This is a genomic window from Microbacterium sp. STF-2 (genome assembly GCF_034650155.1).
In the GTDB taxonomy this organism is placed as follows: Bacteria; Actinomycetota; Actinomycetes; order Actinomycetales; family Microbacteriaceae; genus Microbacterium; species Microbacterium maritypicum_A.
This window is the reverse complement of record NZ_JARKMW010000001.1, coordinates 2511819-2531807: the sequence shown is the minus strand read 5'-3', so window position 1 is coordinate 2531807 and position 19989 is coordinate 2511819. Positions and strand designations below refer to the sequence as shown.

Annotated in this window: 18 protein-coding genes and 1 pseudogene; 14 read left to right on the top strand and 5 right to left on the bottom strand. The window is 65.4% G+C overall.

Features of this window, described 5'->3' with window-relative positions:
- Nucleotides 1–138 precede the first annotated feature (138 nt).
- Nucleotides 139–1407 carry a chromosomal replication initiator protein DnaA gene (dnaA, locus tag MicroSTF_RS12240; RefSeq protein ID WP_372446043.1) on the bottom strand — a complete coding sequence of 423 codons (1269 nt, stop codon included), beginning with the start codon at nucleotides 1405–1407 and terminating at the stop codon, nucleotides 139–141.
- Between the two features lie 439 nt (nucleotides 1408–1846).
- Between dnaA and rpmH the strand changes: the two genes are divergently transcribed.
- From rpmH to MicroSTF_RS12190, 10 genes and pseudogenes are all read left to right on the top strand, one after another.
- Nucleotides 1847–1984 carry a 50S ribosomal protein L34 gene (gene rpmH / locus MicroSTF_RS12235; RefSeq protein WP_013584598.1) on the top strand — a complete coding sequence of 46 codons (138 nt, stop codon included), beginning with the start codon at nucleotides 1847–1849 and terminating at the stop codon, nucleotides 1982–1984.
- Between the two features lie 6 nt (nucleotides 1985–1990).
- Nucleotides 1991–2347, top strand: a complete 357-nt coding sequence (rnpA, locus tag MicroSTF_RS12230) for a ribonuclease P protein component (protein ID WP_021201385.1) — start codon at nucleotides 1991–1993, stop codon at nucleotides 2345–2347.
- On the top strand, nucleotides 2344–2694 hold the full coding sequence (gene yidD, locus MicroSTF_RS12225; protein ID WP_029259463.1) for a membrane protein insertion efficiency factor YidD: 351 nt from the start codon (nucleotides 2344–2346) through the stop codon (nucleotides 2692–2694). Before rnpA ends, yidD begins: the two co-directional genes overlap by 4 nt.
- Before the next feature lie 3 nt (nucleotides 2695–2697).
- The gene (yidC, locus tag MicroSTF_RS12220; RefSeq protein ID WP_021201387.1) at nucleotides 2698–3768 is read left to right on the top strand and encodes a membrane protein insertase YidC; all 1071 of its coding nucleotides are present in this window, start codon (nucleotides 2698–2700) and stop codon (nucleotides 3766–3768) included.
- Nucleotides 3765–4256, top strand: a complete 492-nt coding sequence (locus tag MicroSTF_RS12215) for a protein jag (RefSeq protein ID WP_021201388.1) — start codon at nucleotides 3765–3767, stop codon at nucleotides 4254–4256. The genes yidC and MicroSTF_RS12215 overlap by 4 nt, the downstream gene beginning before the upstream one ends.
- A pseudogene (gene rsmG, locus MicroSTF_RS12210) lies at nucleotides 4216–4913 on the top strand (16S rRNA (guanine(527)-N(7))-methyltransferase RsmG). Before MicroSTF_RS12215 ends, rsmG begins: the two are co-directional and overlap by 41 nt.
- Before the next feature lie 1866 nt (nucleotides 4914–6779).
- Nucleotides 6780–7706, top strand: coding sequence for a ParA family protein (locus MicroSTF_RS12205; protein ID WP_021201390.1), 927 nt, complete (start codon nucleotides 6780–6782; stop codon nucleotides 7704–7706).
- Nucleotides 7706–8677, top strand: coding sequence for a ParB/RepB/Spo0J family partition protein (locus tag MicroSTF_RS12200; protein WP_021201391.1), 972 nt, complete (start codon nucleotides 7706–7708; stop codon nucleotides 8675–8677). Before MicroSTF_RS12205 ends, MicroSTF_RS12200 begins: the two co-directional genes overlap by 1 nt.
- 60 nt (nucleotides 8678–8737) lie before the next feature.
- A complete protein-coding gene (locus tag MicroSTF_RS12195; protein ID WP_231479931.1) occupies nucleotides 8738–10186 on the top strand; it encodes a sugar porter family MFS transporter in 1449 nt (482 codons plus the stop codon).
- 9 nt (nucleotides 10187–10195) lie between these two features.
- Entirely contained in the window at nucleotides 10196–10531 is a 336-nt protein-coding gene (locus MicroSTF_RS12190; protein ID WP_322955923.1) for a tryptophan synthase subunit alpha, read from the top strand.
- A gap of 167 nt (nucleotides 10532–10698) precedes the next feature.
- On the opposite strand, the gene trxA is transcribed toward MicroSTF_RS12190, so the two are convergent.
- From trxA to MicroSTF_RS12170, 4 genes are all read right to left on the bottom strand, one after another.
- Nucleotides 10699–11022 (bottom strand): thioredoxin, encoded by a 324-nt coding sequence (gene trxA / locus MicroSTF_RS12185; RefSeq protein ID WP_021201395.1) that lies wholly within the window; start codon nucleotides 11020–11022, stop codon nucleotides 10699–10701.
- Between the two features lie 64 nt (nucleotides 11023–11086).
- Nucleotides 11087–12067, bottom strand: a complete 981-nt coding sequence (gene trxB / locus MicroSTF_RS12180; RefSeq protein ID WP_021201396.1) for a thioredoxin-disulfide reductase — start codon at nucleotides 12065–12067, stop codon at nucleotides 11087–11089.
- A gap of 119 nt (nucleotides 12068–12186) precedes the next feature.
- The gene (gene murJ, locus MicroSTF_RS12175; protein WP_029259459.1) at nucleotides 12187–13803 is read right to left on the bottom strand and encodes a murein biosynthesis integral membrane protein MurJ; all 1617 of its coding nucleotides are present in this window, start codon (nucleotides 13801–13803) and stop codon (nucleotides 12187–12189) included.
- Nucleotides 13796–16042, bottom strand: coding sequence for a DUF6049 family protein (locus MicroSTF_RS12170; protein WP_322955919.1), 2247 nt, complete (start codon nucleotides 16040–16042; stop codon nucleotides 13796–13798). The genes murJ and MicroSTF_RS12170 overlap by 8 nt, the downstream gene beginning before the upstream one ends.
- Before the next feature lie 97 nt (nucleotides 16043–16139).
- Between MicroSTF_RS12170 and MicroSTF_RS12165 the strand changes: the two genes are divergently transcribed.
- The 4 genes from MicroSTF_RS12165 to MicroSTF_RS12150 all read left to right on the top strand — a co-directional run bounded on the left by MicroSTF_RS12165 (nucleotide 16140) and on the right by MicroSTF_RS12150 (nucleotide 19941).
- Nucleotides 16140–17648: a class I SAM-dependent methyltransferase gene (locus MicroSTF_RS12165; RefSeq protein WP_416338479.1), complete on the top strand. Its 1509-nt coding sequence runs from the start codon at nucleotides 16140–16142 to the stop codon at nucleotides 17646–17648.
- Between the two features lie 28 nt (nucleotides 17649–17676).
- Nucleotides 17677–18732, top strand: a complete 1056-nt coding sequence (locus tag MicroSTF_RS12160; protein ID WP_021201400.1) for an LLM class flavin-dependent oxidoreductase — start codon at nucleotides 17677–17679, stop codon at nucleotides 18730–18732.
- Between the two features lie 99 nt (nucleotides 18733–18831).
- Nucleotides 18832–19482 (top strand): dihydrofolate reductase family protein, encoded by a 651-nt coding sequence (locus MicroSTF_RS12155; protein WP_021201401.1) that lies wholly within the window; start codon nucleotides 18832–18834, stop codon nucleotides 19480–19482.
- 36 nt (nucleotides 19483–19518) lie between these two features.
- On the top strand, nucleotides 19519–19941 hold the full coding sequence (locus MicroSTF_RS12150) for a GNAT family acetyltransferase (protein WP_297557228.1): 423 nt from the start codon (nucleotides 19519–19521) through the stop codon (nucleotides 19939–19941).
- Nucleotides 19942–19989 lie beyond the last annotated feature (48 nt).

Below are 19989 nucleotides of genomic sequence, written 5' to 3'. Positions count from 1 at the left end.
CCACGGTCATCCACAAGTTATCCACATGTGCATAGAGGCATCTATCCGACGATCAGAATCCCTGTCGGGCTCACAAAAAAAGGGAGGACGGCACCGGTTGAGGTGCTGTCCTCCCCTTTTTCTCGGAGACGCGGCGTGTCAGCGTCGTCCGAGCTGCGTGGTGATCTCGGTGACCTGGTTGTAGATGGAGCGGCGCTCCTTCATGAGCTCGCTGATCTTCTTGTACGCGTACATGACCGTGGTGTGGTCGCGGTTGCCGAACAGCTGTCCGATCTTCGGCAGGGAGAGACTGGTCCGCTCGCGACACAGGTACATCGCGATCTGGCGGGCGGTCGCGATCTGCTGCGACCGGCTGGAGCCGTAGAGATCGTCGACCGTGAGCTTGAAGTACTGTGCAGTCGCCGTGATGATGTCGGTCGGCGAGATGATGTTGTCCTCAGCCGTGTCGATGATGTCGCGGAGCACGGTCTGCGCCAGGGAGATGTCGAGAGCGGAGCGGTTCAGGCTCGCGAAGGCCGACACCCGGATGAGTGCGCCCTCCAGTTCGCGGATGTTCGATGACACCACGGTCGCGATGTACTCGAGTACCTCGTCGGGAATATGGAGGGCCTCGCTCTGCGCCTTCTTCCGGAGGATCGCGATACGCGTCTCGAGGTCGGGCGCCTGCACGTCGGTGATCAGACCCCACTCGAAGCGGCTGCGCATCCGGTCTTCGAACCCGGTCAGGTGCTTCGGGGCCACGTCACTGGTGATCACGACCTGCTTGTTGTGATCGTGCAGTGTGTTGAAGGTGTGGAAGAAGGCTTCCTGCGTCTCGGCGCGTCCCTGCAGGAACTGGATGTCGTCGATCAGGAGGATGTCGACGTCGCGGTAGCGCGCCTGGAACGCGGCGCCGCGGTTGTTCGCGATCGAGTTGATGAAGTCGTTCGTGAACTCCTCGCTCGAGACGTAGCGGACTTTGACCCCTGCGTAGAGGGATTGCGCGTAGTCGCCGATGGCGTGAAGGAGGTGGGTCTTCCCGAGACCGGAGTCTCCGTAGATGAAGAGGGGGTTGTAGGCCTTGGCCGGCGCTTCGGCGACCGCGACGGCCGCGGCGTGCGCGAAGCGGTTGGACTGTCCGATCACGAAGTTGTCGAAGGTGTACTTCGGATTCAGCCGCGATTCGTGGCGCAGCTGGGTCGGCTGTTCCATGGGGGATTCGACACGCACCTGCTCGTGGCGCCCGAAGTCGCCGACCGCGATCGGCGCCGTCTGCTGCTCTGCCAGCTCGTGGTTGACGACGACGCGGTAGGACGTGACCTCTTCGCCGATGTGCGAGAGGGCCTCCATGATCGGCAGGCGCAGGCGCTTGTTGATCTGCGCCGCGGTGAGATCGTTCGGCACTTCCAGATACAGCGTCGCCGACATCACTCCTGCCGGGACGGCGAGACTGAGGAAGCCCTGCAGCTGAGGTGTGACCCGATCGTCGTCGACCAGAAGCTCCTGCACCGTGGTCCAGATGGGGACGTCGGGCTGGGCAGGTGATGACATGACGCTCCGGACGAGTGATCGAGGCGGGGTCGACGTGCCGTGTCCCCTGTGGATAACTTAGGATGCCACGGTAGTCATCCCGGCTGTGAACGGCAACCTGCCCTTGAAAACACGCGTGCGTGTTGCAGCTGCCGGCCGACCCGGGGTTGTGGATAATGGCTGTGCGGTTCGTACCGGAAGACCACCAGAGGAGCGCGCAGATTTGCTCTGCGCGCCGGTAAGACGTACCCTTACTTGGTTGACTTATGCCATTTTTGGCAGTACCCCATGTCTCCGGTCGAAGTGAACCCGGTGGCAGCATTCCCGGAGTGATTCCATGAGCAAGCGCACCTTCCAGCCCAACAACCGTCGTCGCGCCAAGAAGCACGGCTTCCGTGCCCGCATGCGTACGCGTGCAGGCCGCGGCATCCTCGCTGCACGCCGCGCGAAGGGCCGCACCGAGCTCTCTGCGTAGTCCGCTGTGCTCGCCCGCCCGTATCGGCTGACCCGCGGGAGCGACTATCGTCTGGTCGTTCGTCGCGGTTCCCGTTGTGGCGGGGCGCGCGTCATCACCTCGATGCTGACGACGGGCGAGAGCAGAGCCGCAAGGTTCGGATTCATCATCAGCAAGCAGGTAGGCACCGCTGTGGTGCGCAACACCGTGCGTCGTCGGCTCAAAGCCGTGTGCGCGGAGGCGCTCCCGGGTGTTCCCGAGGGCACGGATGTCGTCATCCGTGCCCTTCCTGCGTCTGCCACGGCCTCCTTCGCGGAGCTTCGAGCCGATGTCGAACGCTGCTTGGGCAGACTGACGCCGGCTCCTGCCGCGGTGTCGGCATGACCGCGCTTCCAGCCTCGTCTGTCGGGACCGCGCAGTTGCACGCGCAGGACCTGATCCGCAGCATCCCGGTGATCCCGCGCAATCTCGTGCTGGGATTCCTCACCGCGTATCGCAAGGTCATCTCCCCGATGTACGGAGATGTCTGTGCGTACTATCCCAGCTGTTCCGCCTACGCTGTAGGTGCGGTGCAGCAGCACGGTGCAGTGAAGGGAGCAGCGCTCTCGGCATGGCGCATCCTCCGCTGCAACCCCTGGACTACCGGCGGCGTCGATGATGTCCGTCCGCACGACCACTTCCGTTACGACCTGACTGCACACGGTTTCGTCGTCCCTTCCCGAAAGGACTGATCGGTGGGTCTTGACCTTCTGCTCGCCAGTGCAACTCCCAGCCCCGAACCCGCGGCAGGTGGGTTCGATCTGATCGGCACCATCCTGTGGCCGCTCAAGTGGGTCGTCGAGCTCATCCTCGTCGCCTGGCACTGGCTGTTCACCGCCGTCGGGCTTCCTGCGGCATCCGGCATCACCTGGGTGCTGTCGATCGTCGGACTCGTCGTCGTGGTCCGTGCCGCTCTGATCCCGCTTTTCGTGAAGCAGATCAAGAGTCAGCGAAAGATGATGGAAATTGCTCCTGAACTGCGAAAAGTTCAGGAGAAGTACCGCGGTAAGAAGGATCAGCTCTCTCGCGAGGCCATGAGCCGCGAGACCATGGCGCTGTACAAGAAGCACGGCACGACACCGATGTCGAGCTGTCTGCCTCTGCTGGTGCAGATGCCGATCTTCTTCTCGCTGTACAGCGTGCTGAGCGATGTGAGCAAGCATGCGAAGGCAGGTGGTGGTGGCGTCGGGCTCCTGAGCCCGGAGCTGACGAAGGAGTTCTACGACGCCAAGCTGTTCGGTGTCGCCTCGCTGCACGAGAACCTCGGCAATGCGATCGATGCGAAGAACACCACGGCGATCGTCATCCTGGTCACGCTCGTCGTCCTCATGATCGCTTCGCAGTTCTTCACACAGCTGCAGATCATCTCGAAGAACCTGTCGCCCGAGGCCAAGACCGGCCAGGCGTACCAGATGCAGAAGATCATGCTCTACGTGCTGCCGCTGGGCTTCATCTTCTCCGGTGTCTTCTTCCCGCTGGGCGTCGTCGTGTACTGGTTCATCTCGAACCTCTGGACCATGGGCCAGCAGTTCCTCGTCATCCGCGAGATGCCGACACCCGGTTCAGAAGCCGCCAAGGCTCGCGAGGAGCGTCTCGCCCGCAAGGGCAAGGCCATCGATTCCTCGGGCAAGGTCGTCCCGATGGCCGCTTATGAGGCGGAGCAGCAGCGTTTGCTCGAAGAGGCCGAGAAGGCCAAGGCGGAAGCACCGAAGCGTCAGCAGCCGGTCGGCAAGAAGCGCGCGAAGAAGAAGGGGAGCGGTTCATGAGCGAGACCATGACCGACAGCACCGAGCCCACCGTGGCTCAGCTCGAGAACGAAGGCGACGTCGCCGCGGACTATCTCGAGGAACTTCTCGACATCGCGGACATCGATGGCGACTTGAACCTCGACGTTCGTCAGGGCCGCGCTTATGTCTCGGTCGAGGCCGAGGGAGATGCATTGGCGTTGCTCTCCGCCCCGGATACGGTGCAGGCGCTGCAGGAACTGACGCGTCTCGCGGTGCAGAGCAAGACCGGGTCGTTCTCTCGACTGATCCTCGACATCGCCGGCTCCCGCGACACCCGTCGCCGTCAGTTGGAGACGTTGGTCGATGCCGCCGCCGCGAAGCTCGACGAGGGCTCGTCCCAGGCGTCCCTGCCTTCGATGTCGAGTTACGAGCGCAAGCTGGTGCACGACATTGCTGCCGAACGGGGTCTGGTCTCCGAGTCCTACGGTGAGGGCGCCGACCGCCACACGGTTCTTCGCCGTCGTTGATGTTTCACGTGAAACATCGTTTCGGGGGCAGGCATGAGTGAGCTGGAGCAGGAACCCTCGGTCGCTTCCGAACTCTTCGGAGACCGCATCGATGTGGCACGTTCGTTCACCTCAGCTCTCGCTCGCGAGGGGGAAGAGCGGGGCCTCATCGGTCCACTCGAGCTCCCACGGCTATGGACGCGTCACATCCTCAACAGCGTGATCGCTGCTCCTCTCTTCCACGGTTCCGTCGCTGATATCGGCTCGGGTGCCGGACTTCCTGGCCTGGTGCTCGCGATCGCCCGCCCGGACGTGCAGTGGACTCTTGTTGAACCGATGGAGCGACGCGTCACCTGGCTCAACGAGCAGGTCGATGGACTGGAGCTCTCGAACGTGACCGTTCTTCGATCGCGTGCGGAGGATGTACGTCCTGCGGAAGGCTTTGATGTCGTGACTGCTCGCGCCGTCAGCGCACTGCGCACCCTGGTTCCGTTGACTGCTCCGCTGGTTCGAGATGGCGGCGAACTCGCTCTCCTCAAGGGAATGAACGCACCGAATGAGATCGAGGCGGCCCAGAAGCAGATCAAGAAGTTCCGTCTGACGGATGTGAGGGTCGAGGTCTTGGGGGAGGGTATCCTCCCCGAGACCACCCGGGTGGTTCGCGCGCGCGTTCGCTAGGACCGTCCAGTTCCACAGGAAGGCGGGGTGTTTCACGTGAAACACCCCGCTTTTCTGTGTCGTGCTGTCGGGGCCAGTTTGCCTCGCGCCGGAGTGATGTCGGCTTTGGACGTGATGAATTGTCGGGCGCCTGTTTTCCGTAGAGGCCAGACGACCCGGGGATGCGGTTGGGCTCCCAACGGAGGATCCTGGTGGGAGCGGGCCAAGCATACCGGTGCTCCGTCCTTGCTATGTCTATCTGGGGGAAATCGGGGCTTGGGCGCCGCTCGACGCGGAGATCGCTGAAGTGCCACCCATTGCGCGGCGCACTTCTTCGTCGAGCAGACTAGAGGAGATGTTTCACGTGAAACACGGTGGATAGACGCACCTCGTGGCGCAGCCTCTCGTAGTGGTCCTGTGTCTCTGGGTGCTCGACTGGGCGCAATGACGACGTTGTGGGGAATAGCCATCTCGGATTGTCGTCGGTGGAGTTGTCGCGGGCTGCCAGCGTGATGGGTGTGGGTGTGGGTGTGGGTGCGGCAGATGCGCACCAAGAAATGTTGTGCGCAGGCTTGCTGCCGGCGGGGACCCGGTGATGCCGATCACGCTTACTGCCTGGTTTCACGTGAAACGCTGACGTTGCGTACAGGCGCGAGATCGACGGCTCAAGCTCCACCGAGTCCCCCTTGATGGAGCGAGCACTATGTCGACCCCACCTTCGTGGATGCCCATCTGCCACGTTCACGGTTCTCGATGGCTTTGGAAGGGTGTTTCACGTGAAACGTTCCCGCCTGTTCGTCGGTTATCGCGCGTGAAAACGGTTCTGCCGTGGAGAACCGCACGAGCGACATTGATCTGGAGAGGCGCGGATAGTGGGGTGGGGAGGGCGGTGGCCACTGTCCTTTGCTTGCGAGACGTATCCCTCCAAGGGTCGATCTCTTCCATGTGCGCCTCATTTATGTGCGTTTCACCTATGTGCGCCTGACCTTTTGGCCACCGATCGCCGATGTTGCGGATTGCGGCCTCTCTTGTGAAGGGGGACTCCCTGTAGATCTGCGACTCGCCGCAAGACTGGGACTTCCTGTGGAGAGTGGTCTTCGCGGCGGAGCGCGATCTGGTCGCCGCTTCCCGCTCCGAGGTGCGGGGATTCGCGTGGTCGTCCTCCCAGCGCATGGTCAGGTGTGGATGCACTTCCTCCAGGAATCACTGCGCTGGTATTGGTGTCCGCTCTCGTCCGTGCAGCCCTCCTTCACTCATGTTTCACGTGAAACGGCTCGAGGTACCGTGGTCGCGCCGTGGGCGGTCATCTCGAGGTACGTCCTTACGAGGCTGATCGGCAGCATCGGGGCTCGCGCGGTGCGCCGAGTCCCACCCTCCGGCGCAAGCGGCCTTGTCCGTGAGCGCAGTACGGACGAGTTGATGTGAGGAAGAACGCCGCTCTGCGCCAGGCCATGTAAACCTTCGGTTCAGGCGCGTAGCTCGGTCAGCGCGGCTAGGAGAGTGCGGCTCAGGTATTGCGGCCAGGGGGTGCGGTCAAGGGAATGTAGTTCAGGGAGTGCGCTTCGGTTGGGTGCACGGGCTCGGGAACACATTTCAGAAGACGCGGCTCGGCACGAAAGTCCATGGCGCCCGAAAACTGACATACCCAGGCTGTGCCTCGCTGGCGTTCTTCGGAGGAGGAAGCGGCTCCCAGGGTGCACGCGCCTCGCGAACGACCCCCGTTTCACGTGAAACAACGGCCTCGACCGCCAAAAGGGGTCCTCAGACCTCCTGAGATCTCGGATCCCTTTCCGCCCGCTACGTACCCTCGAAGGGCCCACGGCGTACGCTCCGTCATCGAAGGTCAGTCCCAGCGATTAGAGTGGAACGCGGCCCCGAAAGGAGTGGATGTTTCACGTGAAACAGTCCGAGAAGACGTCATCGAACGGATCGTTCGGGATGGATACGCCGCTCGCGCGGGAACTCGCTGACCTCTCCGCGCGCCGGCGCGCACTCGAGGCCACCACCGTGGAGTTCACCGGGGAAACCCGTGTGCTGACGGTGTCGAATCAGAAGGGCGGTGTGGGTAAGACCACTACCGCCGTGAACATCGCCTCCGCCCTGGCGGGAATGGGGGCGAAGGTTCTGGTCATCGACCTCGACCCCCAAGGCAATGCGTCCACGGCCTTGGGTGTGCCGCACAGCGCTGAGATTCCCAGCGTCTACGACGTACTGATCGATGAGCTCCCACTGGCGGACATCGTGCAGGAGAGCCCCGAGGATTCGAACCTCTTCTGTGCGCCGAGCACCATCCATCTCGCGGGTGCAGAGATCGAACTCGTTGCACAGGTCGCCCGAGAGCATCGCCTGCGTCGCGCGCTCGAGGCGTACCTGGCCGACCACCCTATGGATTTCGTCATCATCGACTGCCCCCCTTCGTTGGGGCTGCTCACGATCAACGCCTTCACGGCCGCGACCGAGGTCTTCATCCCGATCCAGTGCGAGTACTACGCCCTCGAGGGATTGAGTCAACTGCTCGGGAGCATTCAGATGATCCAGAAGCACCTGAATCCGGTCCTTCACCTCTCCACGATCCTGCTCACGATGTTCGATGGTCGTACGCGCCTGGCGCAGCAGGTCGCCGAAGAGGTGCGTACGCACTTCCCGGAGCAGGTACTCGAGACGGTCATCCCGCGTTCCGTCCGGGTATCGGAGGCCCCCAGCTTCGGTCAGACCGTGATCGCATACGACGGTCAGTCCGCCGGCGCGATCGCGTACCGTGAGGCCGCTGTTGAAATCGCGTCGCGCACAGCGACGCAGAGCAAGGAGAAATGATGGCGAAGCGCACTGGGCTGGGTCGGGGTATCGGCGCCCTCATCCCCACAGCTGATCAGTCGGAACGTCCCGTCGACGTGTTCTTCCCTGGTGCGAGCCTGCGACAGGCGAACGCGGAGACCGCGCCGGAGGTGGAGGCCGACGCACCCGATCTCGAGATCGTCCCCGGCATCCACCTGATCCAGGTCGACCCGAACACGATCGTCGCCAACCCCCGCCAGCCTCGAACACACTTCAACCCCGAAGATCTGGCAGAACTGGTGCACAGCGTGCGTGAGTTCGGTGTGCTGCAGCCCGTCGTGGTTCGCAAGAACACCGAGGGACAGTACGAGCTCATCATGGGCGAGCGGCGCACTCGTGCCGCTCGCGAGGCAGGTCTCGACGTCATCCCCGCGATCGTCCGCGACACCGCCGACGAAGACCTCCTGCGGGACGCGCTACTCGAGAACCTTCACCGCTCCGAGCTGAACCCGCTGGAAGAGGCCTCGGCCTATCAGCAGCTGCTCGAAGACTTCGGGATCACCCAGGAAGAGCTGGCCACTCGTATCGGACGCTCTCGTCCGCAGATCAGCAACACGATCCGTCTGCTGAAACTGCCGGTGCCGGTGCAGCAGCGGGTGGCGGCGGGAGTCCTGACCGCGGGCCACGCACGCGCGATCCTCAGCCTCGACAATCCCGAGTCCATGCAGCGCCTCGCGGACAAGGTCGTGAACGAAGACCTGTCGGTGCGCGCCACGGAGGAAGCGGCCAAGTCGCAGCCCAGCGCCGGCAAGTCCGTGAAGCCGACTCCCGGTGCACGACGTGCGTACCTCGATGAGGTCGCCGGCAAGCTCGGTGACCGGTTGAACACCCGGGTGAAGATCGCTCTAGGTGCACGAAAAGGCCAGGTCACGATCGACTTCGCTTCGATCCAGGATCTCAACCGCATTCTCGAAGAACTGGGAGAGGGCGGCTACGGCTCGTCGAAGTGATCTCCCGACAGGAGCAGCGCTAGCCTAGACTCGCGTCATCGTGACGACGAGGGGGATGTCATGTCGAGAACAGCCGGTCCAGCAGCCATCAAGCGCCGCGTGATCGCCGTCAGTATCGCGGCCGCGTTGGGTGGTTTCCTCTTCGGATTCGACACCGCCGTGATCAACGGTGCCGTCGACGCGCTGGCGGGCGACGTCTCGGGGTTCGATCTCGGGACTGCCCTGAAGGGCTTCGCCGTGTCTTCGGCCCTCATCGGCTGCGCCGTCGGTGCCTGGTTCGCGGGTCCGGTCTCCAACAAATACGGCCGCATCCCGGTCATGGTCGTCGCCGCCGCGATGTTCTTCATCTCCGCCATCGGTTCCGGTCTCGCCTTCAGCGTCGTCGATCTCATCATCTGGCGAGTCATCGGGGGCCTCGGCGTCGGTGCTGCCTCGGTGATCGCACCGGCCTACATCGCCGAGGTATCGCCGGCCGCCATCCGCGGGCGCCTCGGCTCCCTGCAGCAGCTCGCCATCGTCACCGGTATCTTCGCGGCACTGCTCTCCGACGCACTGCTCGCCGGTATCGCCGGTGCCGCGGACCAGCCGCTGTGGGGTCTCACCGCGTGGCGCTGGATGTTCATGGTGGCCGCGATCCCTGCCCTGGTCTACGGGCTCATGTCGCTTCGGCTGCCGGAATCTCCGCGATATCTGGTGCGCAAGGGTGAGCTGAAGAGAGCTGCCGACGTTCTCGAGACCGTCACCGGGACCGTCGATGTGCAGGGGAAGATCGACGAGATCACCGGAACCATCGACACGGAGCGCTCGGAGTCGCTGCGTGACCTGCGCGGCAACCGTCTCGGCCTGAAGCCGATCGTCTGGATCGGCATCCTGCTGTCGGTGTTCCAGCAGTTCGTCGGCATCAACGTGATCTTCTACTACTCGACGACCCTCTGGCAGTCGGTGGGCTTCGACGAATCCAGCGCTCTGCTCACCTCCGTCATCACCTCGGTCACGAACATCGTCGTCACGATCGTGGCGATTCTGCTGGTGGACAAGATCGGTCGCCGGATCATGCTGCTGGTGGGGTCCGTCGGGATGACCGTGACGCTGGGCCTCATGGCGGTGGCATTCTCGTTCGGCACGCTGGACGCGCAGGGGACGGCGACGCTTCCCGACCCGTGGGCCACCATCGCCCTGATCTGCGCGAACGGTTTCGTCGTGTTCTTCGGCGCGAGCTGGGGTCCGTTGGTGTGGGTGCTGCTGGGCGAGATCTTCCCGAACTCGATCAGAGCCGGTGCTCTCGCCGTCGCGGCTGCAGCGCAGTGGGTCGCGAACTTCTTCATCTCCACGACGTTCCCGGCGTTCGCTGAGATCGGCCTCACGTTCGCCTACGGGTTCTACGCGTTCTTCGCGCTCCTGTCGTTCTTCTTCGTGTTCTTCAAGGTGCCGGAGACCAAGGGCAGGGAGCTCGAAGACATGACCGAGAACATGAAGGTGGAGCGCCGGAGGGGCCCGCAGCCGACGTAGGCTTGAAGTATGACCGAGTCCGTACAGTGTCGCGCCAGCCTGGAAGTGCTGCGTGCCGAAGCGGCGGACGAACTCGCGGTCCTCATCCAGGAGCGCCTTCTCGGGGGAGAGGACCCCTGGGAGTTCATGGAGGAGCTCCCCAGCGTCGATGAGCTCGTCGTCTACCTGTTGCGCGCGGACAACATCAATGCGAACGACGGTGTGCGTCCCAATGCGGCCCGACACTATCGCGTGCTCCGGCAGATCGCCCTGGAGTACCCGGAGCTGACATCGGCTGTCTGGGGCCTGCTGGACGAGAAGCAGCGGCACCGCCGCTGGGATCCGACCGTCGCCGACGCCTCCTGAGGTGGGCGTGGTTCTCGTTCCTCACGATCCGAGCTGGGCAGCGGTCTTCGAGAACGTCGCGGTGCACGACAAGCACTGAGACGAACGGCGTCGCGGCCGCGATGCGACGCGGAGACGAAGAAGGGGCCGTACCTCCCCGGGAGGTACGGCCCCTTCTTGTCAGAGGATCAGCCGATGAATGCGGCGAGGTCCTTCTCGAGCGCGAACTTGGGCTTGGCGCCGATGATGGTCGTCTTGACCTCACCACCGTGGAAGACCTTCATCGCCGGGATCGACGTGATCTGATACTTCATCGCCAGCTCGGGGTTCTCGTCGACGTTGAGCTTGAGGATGGTGATCTTGTCGGGGTTGTCGGCCTGGATCTCGTCCAGAACCGGCGCGACCATACGACACGGACCGCACCACTCAGCCCAGAAGTCCACCAGCACCGGACCGTCGGCCTGCAGAACGTCCTGCTCCCAGGTCGCCTGGCTCGTAGCCTTTGCACTCATCAGAGTTCTCCTTGATTCGAGGTTCGTCTGCTACAACAGCCGACGAGGGGAAAGTGTTCCCGGGCTATGCCGAGGCGGTGAGGATCTCAGCGGCCTCGGCTGCCGGGACCTCGACGGAGGCGTCTTCGAAGTCTGCGAGGAAGTGCTCCGCGTCGAGAGCGGCGACCGTCCCCGTGCCGGCAGCCGTGATGGCCTGACGATAGGTGGGGTCGATGACGTCGCCGGCAGCGAAGACTCCGGGAACCGAGGTCTTCGACGAACGGCCGTCGACCCAGATGGTGCCCTCCGACGTCAGCTCGAGCTTGTCGTGCACGAGGTGCGTGCGCGGGTCGTTGCCGATGGCGATGAAGAGTCCGTCGAGCGGGAGGTCGCTGAGGGTGCCGTCAACGGTCGAGCGCAGCTGCACGCCGGTCACGGAGTCACCACCGAGCACCTCGGCGACCTCACTGTTCCAGACGAACTCGATCTTCTCGTTCGCGAAGGCGCGCTCCTGCATGATCTTCGACGCTCGCAGGGTGTCCTTGCGGTGGATGACGTAGACCTTGTCGGCGAAACGGGTGAGGAACGTGGCCTCTTCCATCGCGGAATCGCCGCCTCCGACGACCGCGATCGTCTTCTCGCGGAAGAAGAACCCGTCGCACGTGGCACACCAGGAGACGCCGTAGCCCGAGAGGCGCTCTTCACCTTCGATGCCGAGCTTGCGGTAAGCGGAACCGGTCGCGTAGATCAGGGACTGCGTCTCGTGCTCCGCACCGCTGCCGAGGATAACCTTCTTGACGGGACCGTCGAGCTGCAGCTCGGTGACGTCGTCGTAGACGACCTCGGTGCCGAACTTCTCCGCCTGCTCCTGGAACTTGGCCATGAGCTCCGGTCCCTGGATGCCTTCGGGGAAGCCCGGGTAGTTCTCGACCTCGGTGGTGTTCATCAGCTCGCCGCCGACCTCGACGGAGCTCGCGATGAGCAGCGGCTTGAGGTTCGCCCTGGCCGCGTAGATGGCAGCCGTGAATCCGGCGGGGCCGGAGCCGATGATGATGACCTGACGCATGTGCTCTCCGTCTTAGAAACTGCAGTCGAATGACCTTCGAATGCTTCAACCCATGGTAGCCGCGAGGCATTCCCCGCACAGTCTGTGCCGCTGCGCTGGGAGAAGCCTCCGGGGTGGGATCAGCGACCGGGCAGGAAGCGACGGATGAGGGCGCTGCCGGCCTTGAGCTCAGGGGCACGCAGGAGAGCGAGAATCGCGATGTAGACGATCACCACGACGAGCCCGATGATCGCAGTGCCGAGGGCGCCCTGGATCTTGTCATCCATCGTCCAGCCTGCGGTTCCTCCCAGCAGGGCGAACGCTCCCCAGCCAGCGAGACCCGCGGGGACGCCGGCGATCGCGAAGCGAACGATGGCGGACATCCAGGAACGGATCTGCAGGCCGCCGATCTTGCGATGCAGCAGCCACGTGGCGACGATCGTCTGCAGGATGCTCGCGATGGACTGACCGAGCGCGACCGCCGCGGCGAGGGACGTGAGGGGGATGATTCCCGCTTCGCGCATGCCCAACGCGATGAGCGCCGTCACCACGATGAGCACGCACTGGAAGATCGTGAACCAGAACGGGGTGCGCGTGTCGTCGTACGCGTAGAACGTGCGCTGCACGATGAACAGGACCGTGAGCGGGATGAGCCCGACGAGATAGGCGAGCAGCACCAGGGCGGCTGCCTGGGCGTCGTCGGCGGAGGCGGTGAACACCCGAGAAGCAGGGATGGCTGCGGCCGCGACGGCTGCCGTTGCCGCGACGATGAAGAAGAGCAGTGTGCGGATGCTCTGCGCGATGTCGGCACGGACTTCATCGTCGCGGCCGGCGGCGGCGTGACCGCTGATCTGCGTGAAGTAGGGAGTGCCGATCGAGAGCACGATCACCGAGTACGGGAGCATGAAGATGAGCCAGGCATTCGCCGTCACGGTGGCGGAAGCACCGAAACCGGCGACCTCGCTGACGATGTAGCCCTGGAGGACTCCGGCGGAGAGACTCGCGAACGCCATGAGGAAGGTCCAGCCCGCCAGCCGTCCGACATTCCCGAGTCCGACTCCCCGCCAGCGGAAGTCGGGTTTCAATGCGAGCCCCGTGCGGCGCCAGAAGAGAAGCAGGACGACGGCCTGGAGTGCGATGCCGAGAGTGGCCGTGCCACCCAGCAGCGTGATCATCTGCGGCGTCCAGTCGGCGGCCTTCGTGGACACCGGCCCGAACAGGGCACCGAGCGCGAGGAAACCGGCGATCGACACGATGTTGTTGACGACGGGCGCCCAGGTGAACGGACCGAAGATCTTCCGCGCGTTGAGAGCCTCGCCGAGCATCGCGTAGAGGCCGTAGAGGAGGATCTGGGGGAGACACCAGTATGCGAGTGCCGTCGCGAGCGCGAGAGTGGCCTCGTTCGCCTTGCCGGCGACCAGGTGGACGAGCCAGGGCGCCGCGGCGGTCGCGATCCCCGTCACCACCACGAGCACCACGGTGCCGAGGGTGAAGAGCTTCGAGATGAACGCGTTGCCGCCGTCGGCATCCGCTGTCGCCTTCACGATCTGCGGGACGATGACGGCGGTGAGGATTCCGACCGAGATGAGGGAGAAGACGCTGTTCGGCAACTGGTTCGCATAGGTGAACGCGTCTGCTGCTTGGGATGCGACCGAGCCGAGGACGCCGACGAGCACGATGCTGCGGAGCAGGCCGGTCAGTCGAGAGACGAGGGTGCCGGCGCCGATGATGGCGCTCGCGCGGCCGAGACTACTCAATCTGTCTCCCGTCGCCGGTCTTGTCTCCGGTCGTCGGTGCAGGAGCATCGGATTCGGCTTCCACGACCACCTCGTGTTCCGTGGACACCTCCGCCTCCGCGGCCACCTCGTCGAGTTTCTCGAGCTCGGCCTCCGCCTCGGCCTCTTCAGCAGCCTCGTGGCGCTTGCGGCGGACCGTCCGGATCACACCGAGGGTGATCAGGAGGACGGCGAGACCTCCGAAGATGACCAGACCGATGGTCTCCCACTCGGCGCGAACGGCGACTCGGATCTCCTGCTGACCCTGGATCTGCACGCCGGTGGGGCTGTAGAGGCTGAGCCGCAGGTCGACCTCACCGCTGCCGACGCGTGCCGACACCGGGACCTTGACGCGCTTCGTCGAGTTCGCCTCGACGACGGTCTCGGTCATCGGGGTGACTTCGAGGCGCGGGTCGGTCGGTGAGACGAACAGCTGCACCGTCACCGGCCACGGAAGGTCGTTGCGCACGGCGATCGGCAGGTCGGCGTTGGCCGTGAGCAGCTGGATGGTGCTGGACGGCGGGATGCTCACGGCCGCGAGCGTCTCCGTGGTGCGCTTCCGGTGCTTCTCGACACCGTCGGCGAAGGACTTCGCCGACGATCCGACGGCCAGCGTGCGGAGGATCCTGATGCGCTCGGGGCTCAGCAGCACCTGGGGGTCGGTGAGGATCGAGGAGAAGGCGGTGAGAGTGCCCTCATCGGCGAGGAGCTCGTTGACCGCGATGGCGCGAGCGGGATCGGCCTGGGAGGTGAGGGCGGCCGGGACCGGCGGTGTCGCGCGGAGCGCGGACAGCTCGAATCCGATCGAATCGGCGGCCGAGATCGCGTCGCGCAACGCGTCGGCGTCGCGATTCTCGTCGCGGTCGAGTCCGACGAGCAGGGGGGCACCGGCGACGCGATCCTCGGCGAGCAGGAGCAGAGCAGCGGCCTCGGCGAGGAGGCGCTGGCGATCGAGCGGGTCCGCTTCGGCCGCGACCTCGGACAAGGACTCGGACAGGCCCGTGTCTGTGACCAGGAGGTCGTTTCCGCCGAGCGTGGCGTGCGCCGCACTCTGTCCGCCGAGCGCTGCCGAGGAGACGACCGTGGTCGTGCCCTCGCCGAGGTAGCGCGTGAACGAGGAGAGGTCGTCGGGTCCGAGGTCGTCGTCCGGCCACAGGATTCGAGGAAGGGCACCCTCGACGGCCGTGAGCTCCTGGTCGTCAGGAAGCTGCGGCGTGTTGGTCGGGCTGGGGGACGGGCCCGGCGTCGCGCTCGGTCCGTCCGTCGGGGAGACGCTGGCAGGTGCCTGCGGGAAGTTCGCGGGATCGAGGAACGGAGCCAGCGTCGTCGGCTGCAGGAGTGCGGGTAGCCCCGCCTGTGCCTGAGCGGTGGCATCCGCATCACCGAACTGCAGTGCGAACCGTGCGTTGGGCAGAGCTTCGAGACGGGTGAGCCAGTCCTGGGCCGACCGCGGCGCTGAGGAGCCGAGCACGCGGATGGCCGTGAGGATCGACGGGTCGATCGCGAGCACCGCGGTGGTTCCTGCGACACCGTCGAGCTGAGCGGTGAGAGCACCGTCCGGCGCGGTGAGCGCGGCGAGTTCGTCGGAACTGAGCAGCGCCCCACCCTCCGGCGTCGCGGTGACCGGGACCAGGACACCGACCTGCGTCGTCTGGGAGTCCGCCACGACCAGCACGCTCGTGGCGGTGGCCGCGACGGCTGTCGCGCGATCGTCGGTGGCGCTCGCCGTCTTCGCGCCGGTGAGCTCTGCGCGCAGCGGGTACACACCAGGGGTGAGATCGGAGAGGGTGTCGGCGGGCACGAAGACCGTCGCCGTGGCCGACGTGTCGGCCTCGAGTGGCGCCGTCGTCTCGGAACCGATCGTCGCGAAGTCGCCAGGAGCCTCACCCTCGTCGAGCCAGCTCGTGACTGAAGCCTCATCCGTCAGGGGAGTCTTGCTGAGCTCCACCTGCACCTGACCGCCGGAGAGCTTCGAATCCGTGTCGTTCTGCAGCGTAAGCATCGCCGTGGTCGCGGAACCGGGGGCGACGAGCCCCCGCAGACCCGCGGAGACGTGGAACCCGATGCTCTGCTCGTCGTCTGAGGAGGATCCGCCGGCGGCGATGGCGGTGCTCGGGAGGGTGACCGTGTAGGCGCCCAAAGCGATCGCGAGTACAGCGGTCCCGCCTGCGAGCCTTCGCAGGCGCGCACGGAGGCCGTGCTCGGGGGTGATCGCGGTCATGAAGGTCTTCCTCGAACGCCCGGAAAAGGGCTGATCGTGAGTACTGACCCCCTGATTCTAGGAGGCCTGGGGAAGGAGAACCCTGAAGACGCGTAGAGTGACGGCCGTGTCCGACACCCCCGCACCCCACACCGACCCGCTTCTCGTCGCCGCACTCGCTTCTGATCTCGACGCCGCCGACCTGCGTTCCGCGCCCCTTCGCCGACTGTGGGGCGAGGAGGCCGACGATGCCCTCGCCCGGGGGATGAGAGAGCCTATCCTGCGCGCGATCGCCGCTGACGGGGGCGTGCTGGCGACCCTGGGACGCCTCCTGGTGCTCGGCTTGCCGCAGCCGCGGGTGGCGGTCGCCGCCGCATTGCCGCAGCTCGGCGTGGACGGGCTCGTGGCGCTCGCACTCGCGACAGCCGATGCCGATACCGTGACCCCGACCGTCCTGCTGCGTCCACAGTCGTTCGTAGACGCCGACGGCGTCGGGGAGTGGTGGATCGCCAGCGACCTCGATGAGGTCGCGCTCGACGGCCCTCTTCCTCTCGACCACGTGCTCGGGGTCGGCGGGGCGTCGCGCACTCTCGCCGAGACGATCGTTCCCATCCAGGTCGATCGCGCGCTCGATCTGGGGACCGGGTGCGGGATCCAGGCGCTCCTCGTCGCCCGTCGGGCCGGCACCGTGATCGCGACCGACATCTCGGAGCGCGCCCTGGCCTTCGCGGAACTCAACGCCCGCCTCAACGGCGTGGCCAACATCGAGTTCCGACACGGCAGCATGTTCGAGCCCGTCGCGGGCGAGGCCTTCGACCTGATCGTCTCCAACCCGCCGTTCGTCATCACCCCCCGGATGGACGGCGTCCCGGCGTACGAATACCGCGACGGCGGACTGGTGGGAGACGCGCTCGTCGAGCAGTTCGTGCGGAGCGCACCCGCGTATCTGACGCAGCACGGCATCGCCCAGCTGCTCGGCAATTGGGAGTCGCGGGCCGGGATCACGGGTCTCGCACGTCTCGACGCGTGGGTGCCGAGCGACATCGACCTCTGGGTGATCGAACGCGAGGAGCTGTCGCCGCTCGGCTACGCGGAGTTGTGGATCCGTGACGGCGGCACCACACCCCGCGACCCTGCGTTCACCCCGCTGCTGACCGCCTGGCTCGACGACTTCGCCGCGCGAGGCGTGACGTCGGTCGGATTCGGGTACGTACTGATGCGGCGAGGCTCGACGCCTCCGCTTCGCCGTACGGAGCGCATCGCCCAGCCGGTCTCCAACGTCGGCGCCGCTCTCGGTACCGGGCTGGCCGCGCACGACGCCCTCGCCGACGGGCTTCCTGCAACGCTGGTGACGGCACCCGATGTCACCGAGGCCCGGCACCTGCTTCCGGGCAACGACGACCCGAGCGTCATCGAGCTGCGACAGGGCGGCGGCTTCGCCCGGACGGTGAACGTGGATCCCGCGCTCGCCGGGTTCGTGGGCGCGTGCGACGGCGAGCTCACCGTGGTGCAGATCGTCTCGGCGCTGGCCGACCTCTTCGAGGTTCCGCTCCCGGATCTGTGGGCCGAGATCGAGCCCCGCATCCGGTCACTCGTGCTCGACGGCATCCTGGTACCGGGGGAATAGACGGCGTTTCCATGCGTTGGAATAGATCATGAAGGCTTTCGGATTCCTCTCCTTCGGGCACTATGCGGATGTGCCCGGCTCAGCGACCCGCACCGCGGGGGACATGCTGAAGCAGACCATCGCGATCGCCGAGGGCGCAGACGAGATCGGTGTGAACGGCGCATACGTTCGTGTGCACCATTGGGCGCGTCAGGCGGCTTCGCCGATGCCCCTGTTGACGGCCATGGCCGCGCGCACGAAGCGCATCGAGGTCGGCACCGGGGTGATCGACATGCGCTACGAGAACCCGTTCCAGTTCGCAGAAGAAGCGGCTGCGCTGGATCTGATCTCCGACGGACGCATCGCGCTCGGGGTGAGCCGCGGTTCACCCGAGACGGCTCTGCGCGGCTATGAGACCTTCGGCTACGTCGATGAGGAGGACACCGAGCGCGGGAGCGTCATCGCCCGGGAGAAGTTCGACCTGTTCCTGCGCGCGATCGACGGCGAGGGAATCGCCCCCGGTGATCCCCGCATGGTGGGCGCCGGACGCTACCTCGCGATCGAGCCGCAGTCGCCGACGCTTCGCGATCACGTCTGGTGGGGATCGGGTTCGCGTCCCACCGCGATCGAGACGGGTCGCAAGGGCCTGAACATGATGAGCTCGACGCTCGTCACCGAGGCCACAGGGCAGCCGTTCCACGAGTTGCAGCGTGAGCAGATCGACCTCTTCCGCTCGGCGTACAAGGAGGCCGGTCACACCGGCACCCCGCGCGTCTCGGTCAGTCGCAGCGTGTTCCCGCTGGTGTCCGATATGGACCGGGCCTACTTCGGCCTTCGGAGCGAGGAGAACGCCGACCAGATCGGCATCATCGACGGCTTCCGTTCCACGTTCGGCAAGACCTATGCGGCGGAGCCCGACGTGCTGATCGAACAGCTGAAGCAGGACGAGGCGGTGATGGCCGCTGACACCCTGATGCTGACGATCCCGAACCAGCTCGGGCCGGAGTACAACCTGCACGTGTTGGAGTCGTTCGCGAAGCATGTGGCACCTGCACTCGGATGGAAGCCGAACACGGAAGGGCCCGTTCAGGGCGACGCCGTCTGAACACTACCCTCGTCCTTGACAAGGCGTCGCTGAACGCTGACGCTGGGTGACGGCGCGTCGATGGACGCGTCGTCACCCCGTGCAGTTCCGGAGGCAGTCATGACCCGTGTTCGCGTCGATCTCAACATCTCGCTCGACGGCTTCGCCACGACGACGGATCAGACTCCCGAGAACCCCTTCGGCGAGGACTGGGGGCGGTTGACGGCGGCATATACGGCAACCCGCACTTTCCACGAACGCGTCTTCCATGACACCAGCGGGGCGGGCACCACCGGCGTGGACGAGAAGTACGCCTCGCACTACTTCGAGAACATCGGCGCCGAGATCATGGGGGCCGGGATGTTCGGGCTCCACGCGAACCCGGACGACCCCGACTGGCGCGGATGGTGGGGAGAGGAGCCGCCGTTCCAGGCTCCGGTGTTCGTGCTCACGCACACCCCGCGTCCGTCGATCGAGTTCGCCAACGGCACGAGCTTCCACTTCCTGTCTGCCGAGCCCGAGGAGGCGCTCCGGAAGGCGGTCGCCGCTGCGGATGGACGCGACGTGCGCGTCGGAGGCGGGGCGACGACCGTGCGCGAGTACCTTCGCGCCGGACTCGTCGACGACCTGCATGTGGGGATCACGCCGATCCTGATCGGCAGCGGGATCCGCCTGTGGGACGACCTGCGCGGGTTCGAGTCGGGCTACCGCGTGACCTCGGAGGTCGCCGAGTCCGGTGTCACGCACATCACGTTCTCCCGCGAGGGCTGACCCGGGCAGGCGGGGTCGATCTGGAAAGCTGGACCGGTGCGCATCCGACCGTTCCAGCCCGAAGACACCGATGCCGTCGTGGCCCTGTGGGAGACCGCAGGTCTCACGAGACCGTGGAACGACCCGCTTCAGGACATCGCCCGCAAGGCGACAGTGCAGCCGCATCTCTTCGTGGTGGCGGAGGACGAGACAGGGCGGATCCTCGGTTCGGTCATGGCCGGCTACGACGGACATCGCGGGTGGATGAACTATCTCGCCACGAATCTCGATGCACGAGGGCTCGGGGTGGGCAGGGCACTCGTCGCCCACGTCGAGGCCGGTCTGCGCGATCTGGGCTGCCCCAAGGTGAACCTGCAGGTGCGGTCGGGGAACGCCCAGGTCGTCGAGTTCTACCGACGCCTCGGCTACGAGATCGACGACACGGTCGACCTGGGCAAGAGGCTCATCGCCGACGTGTAGTCGGGAGGAATCCACTTCTCAGCGATCCGGTATATCAGTACGCTGACG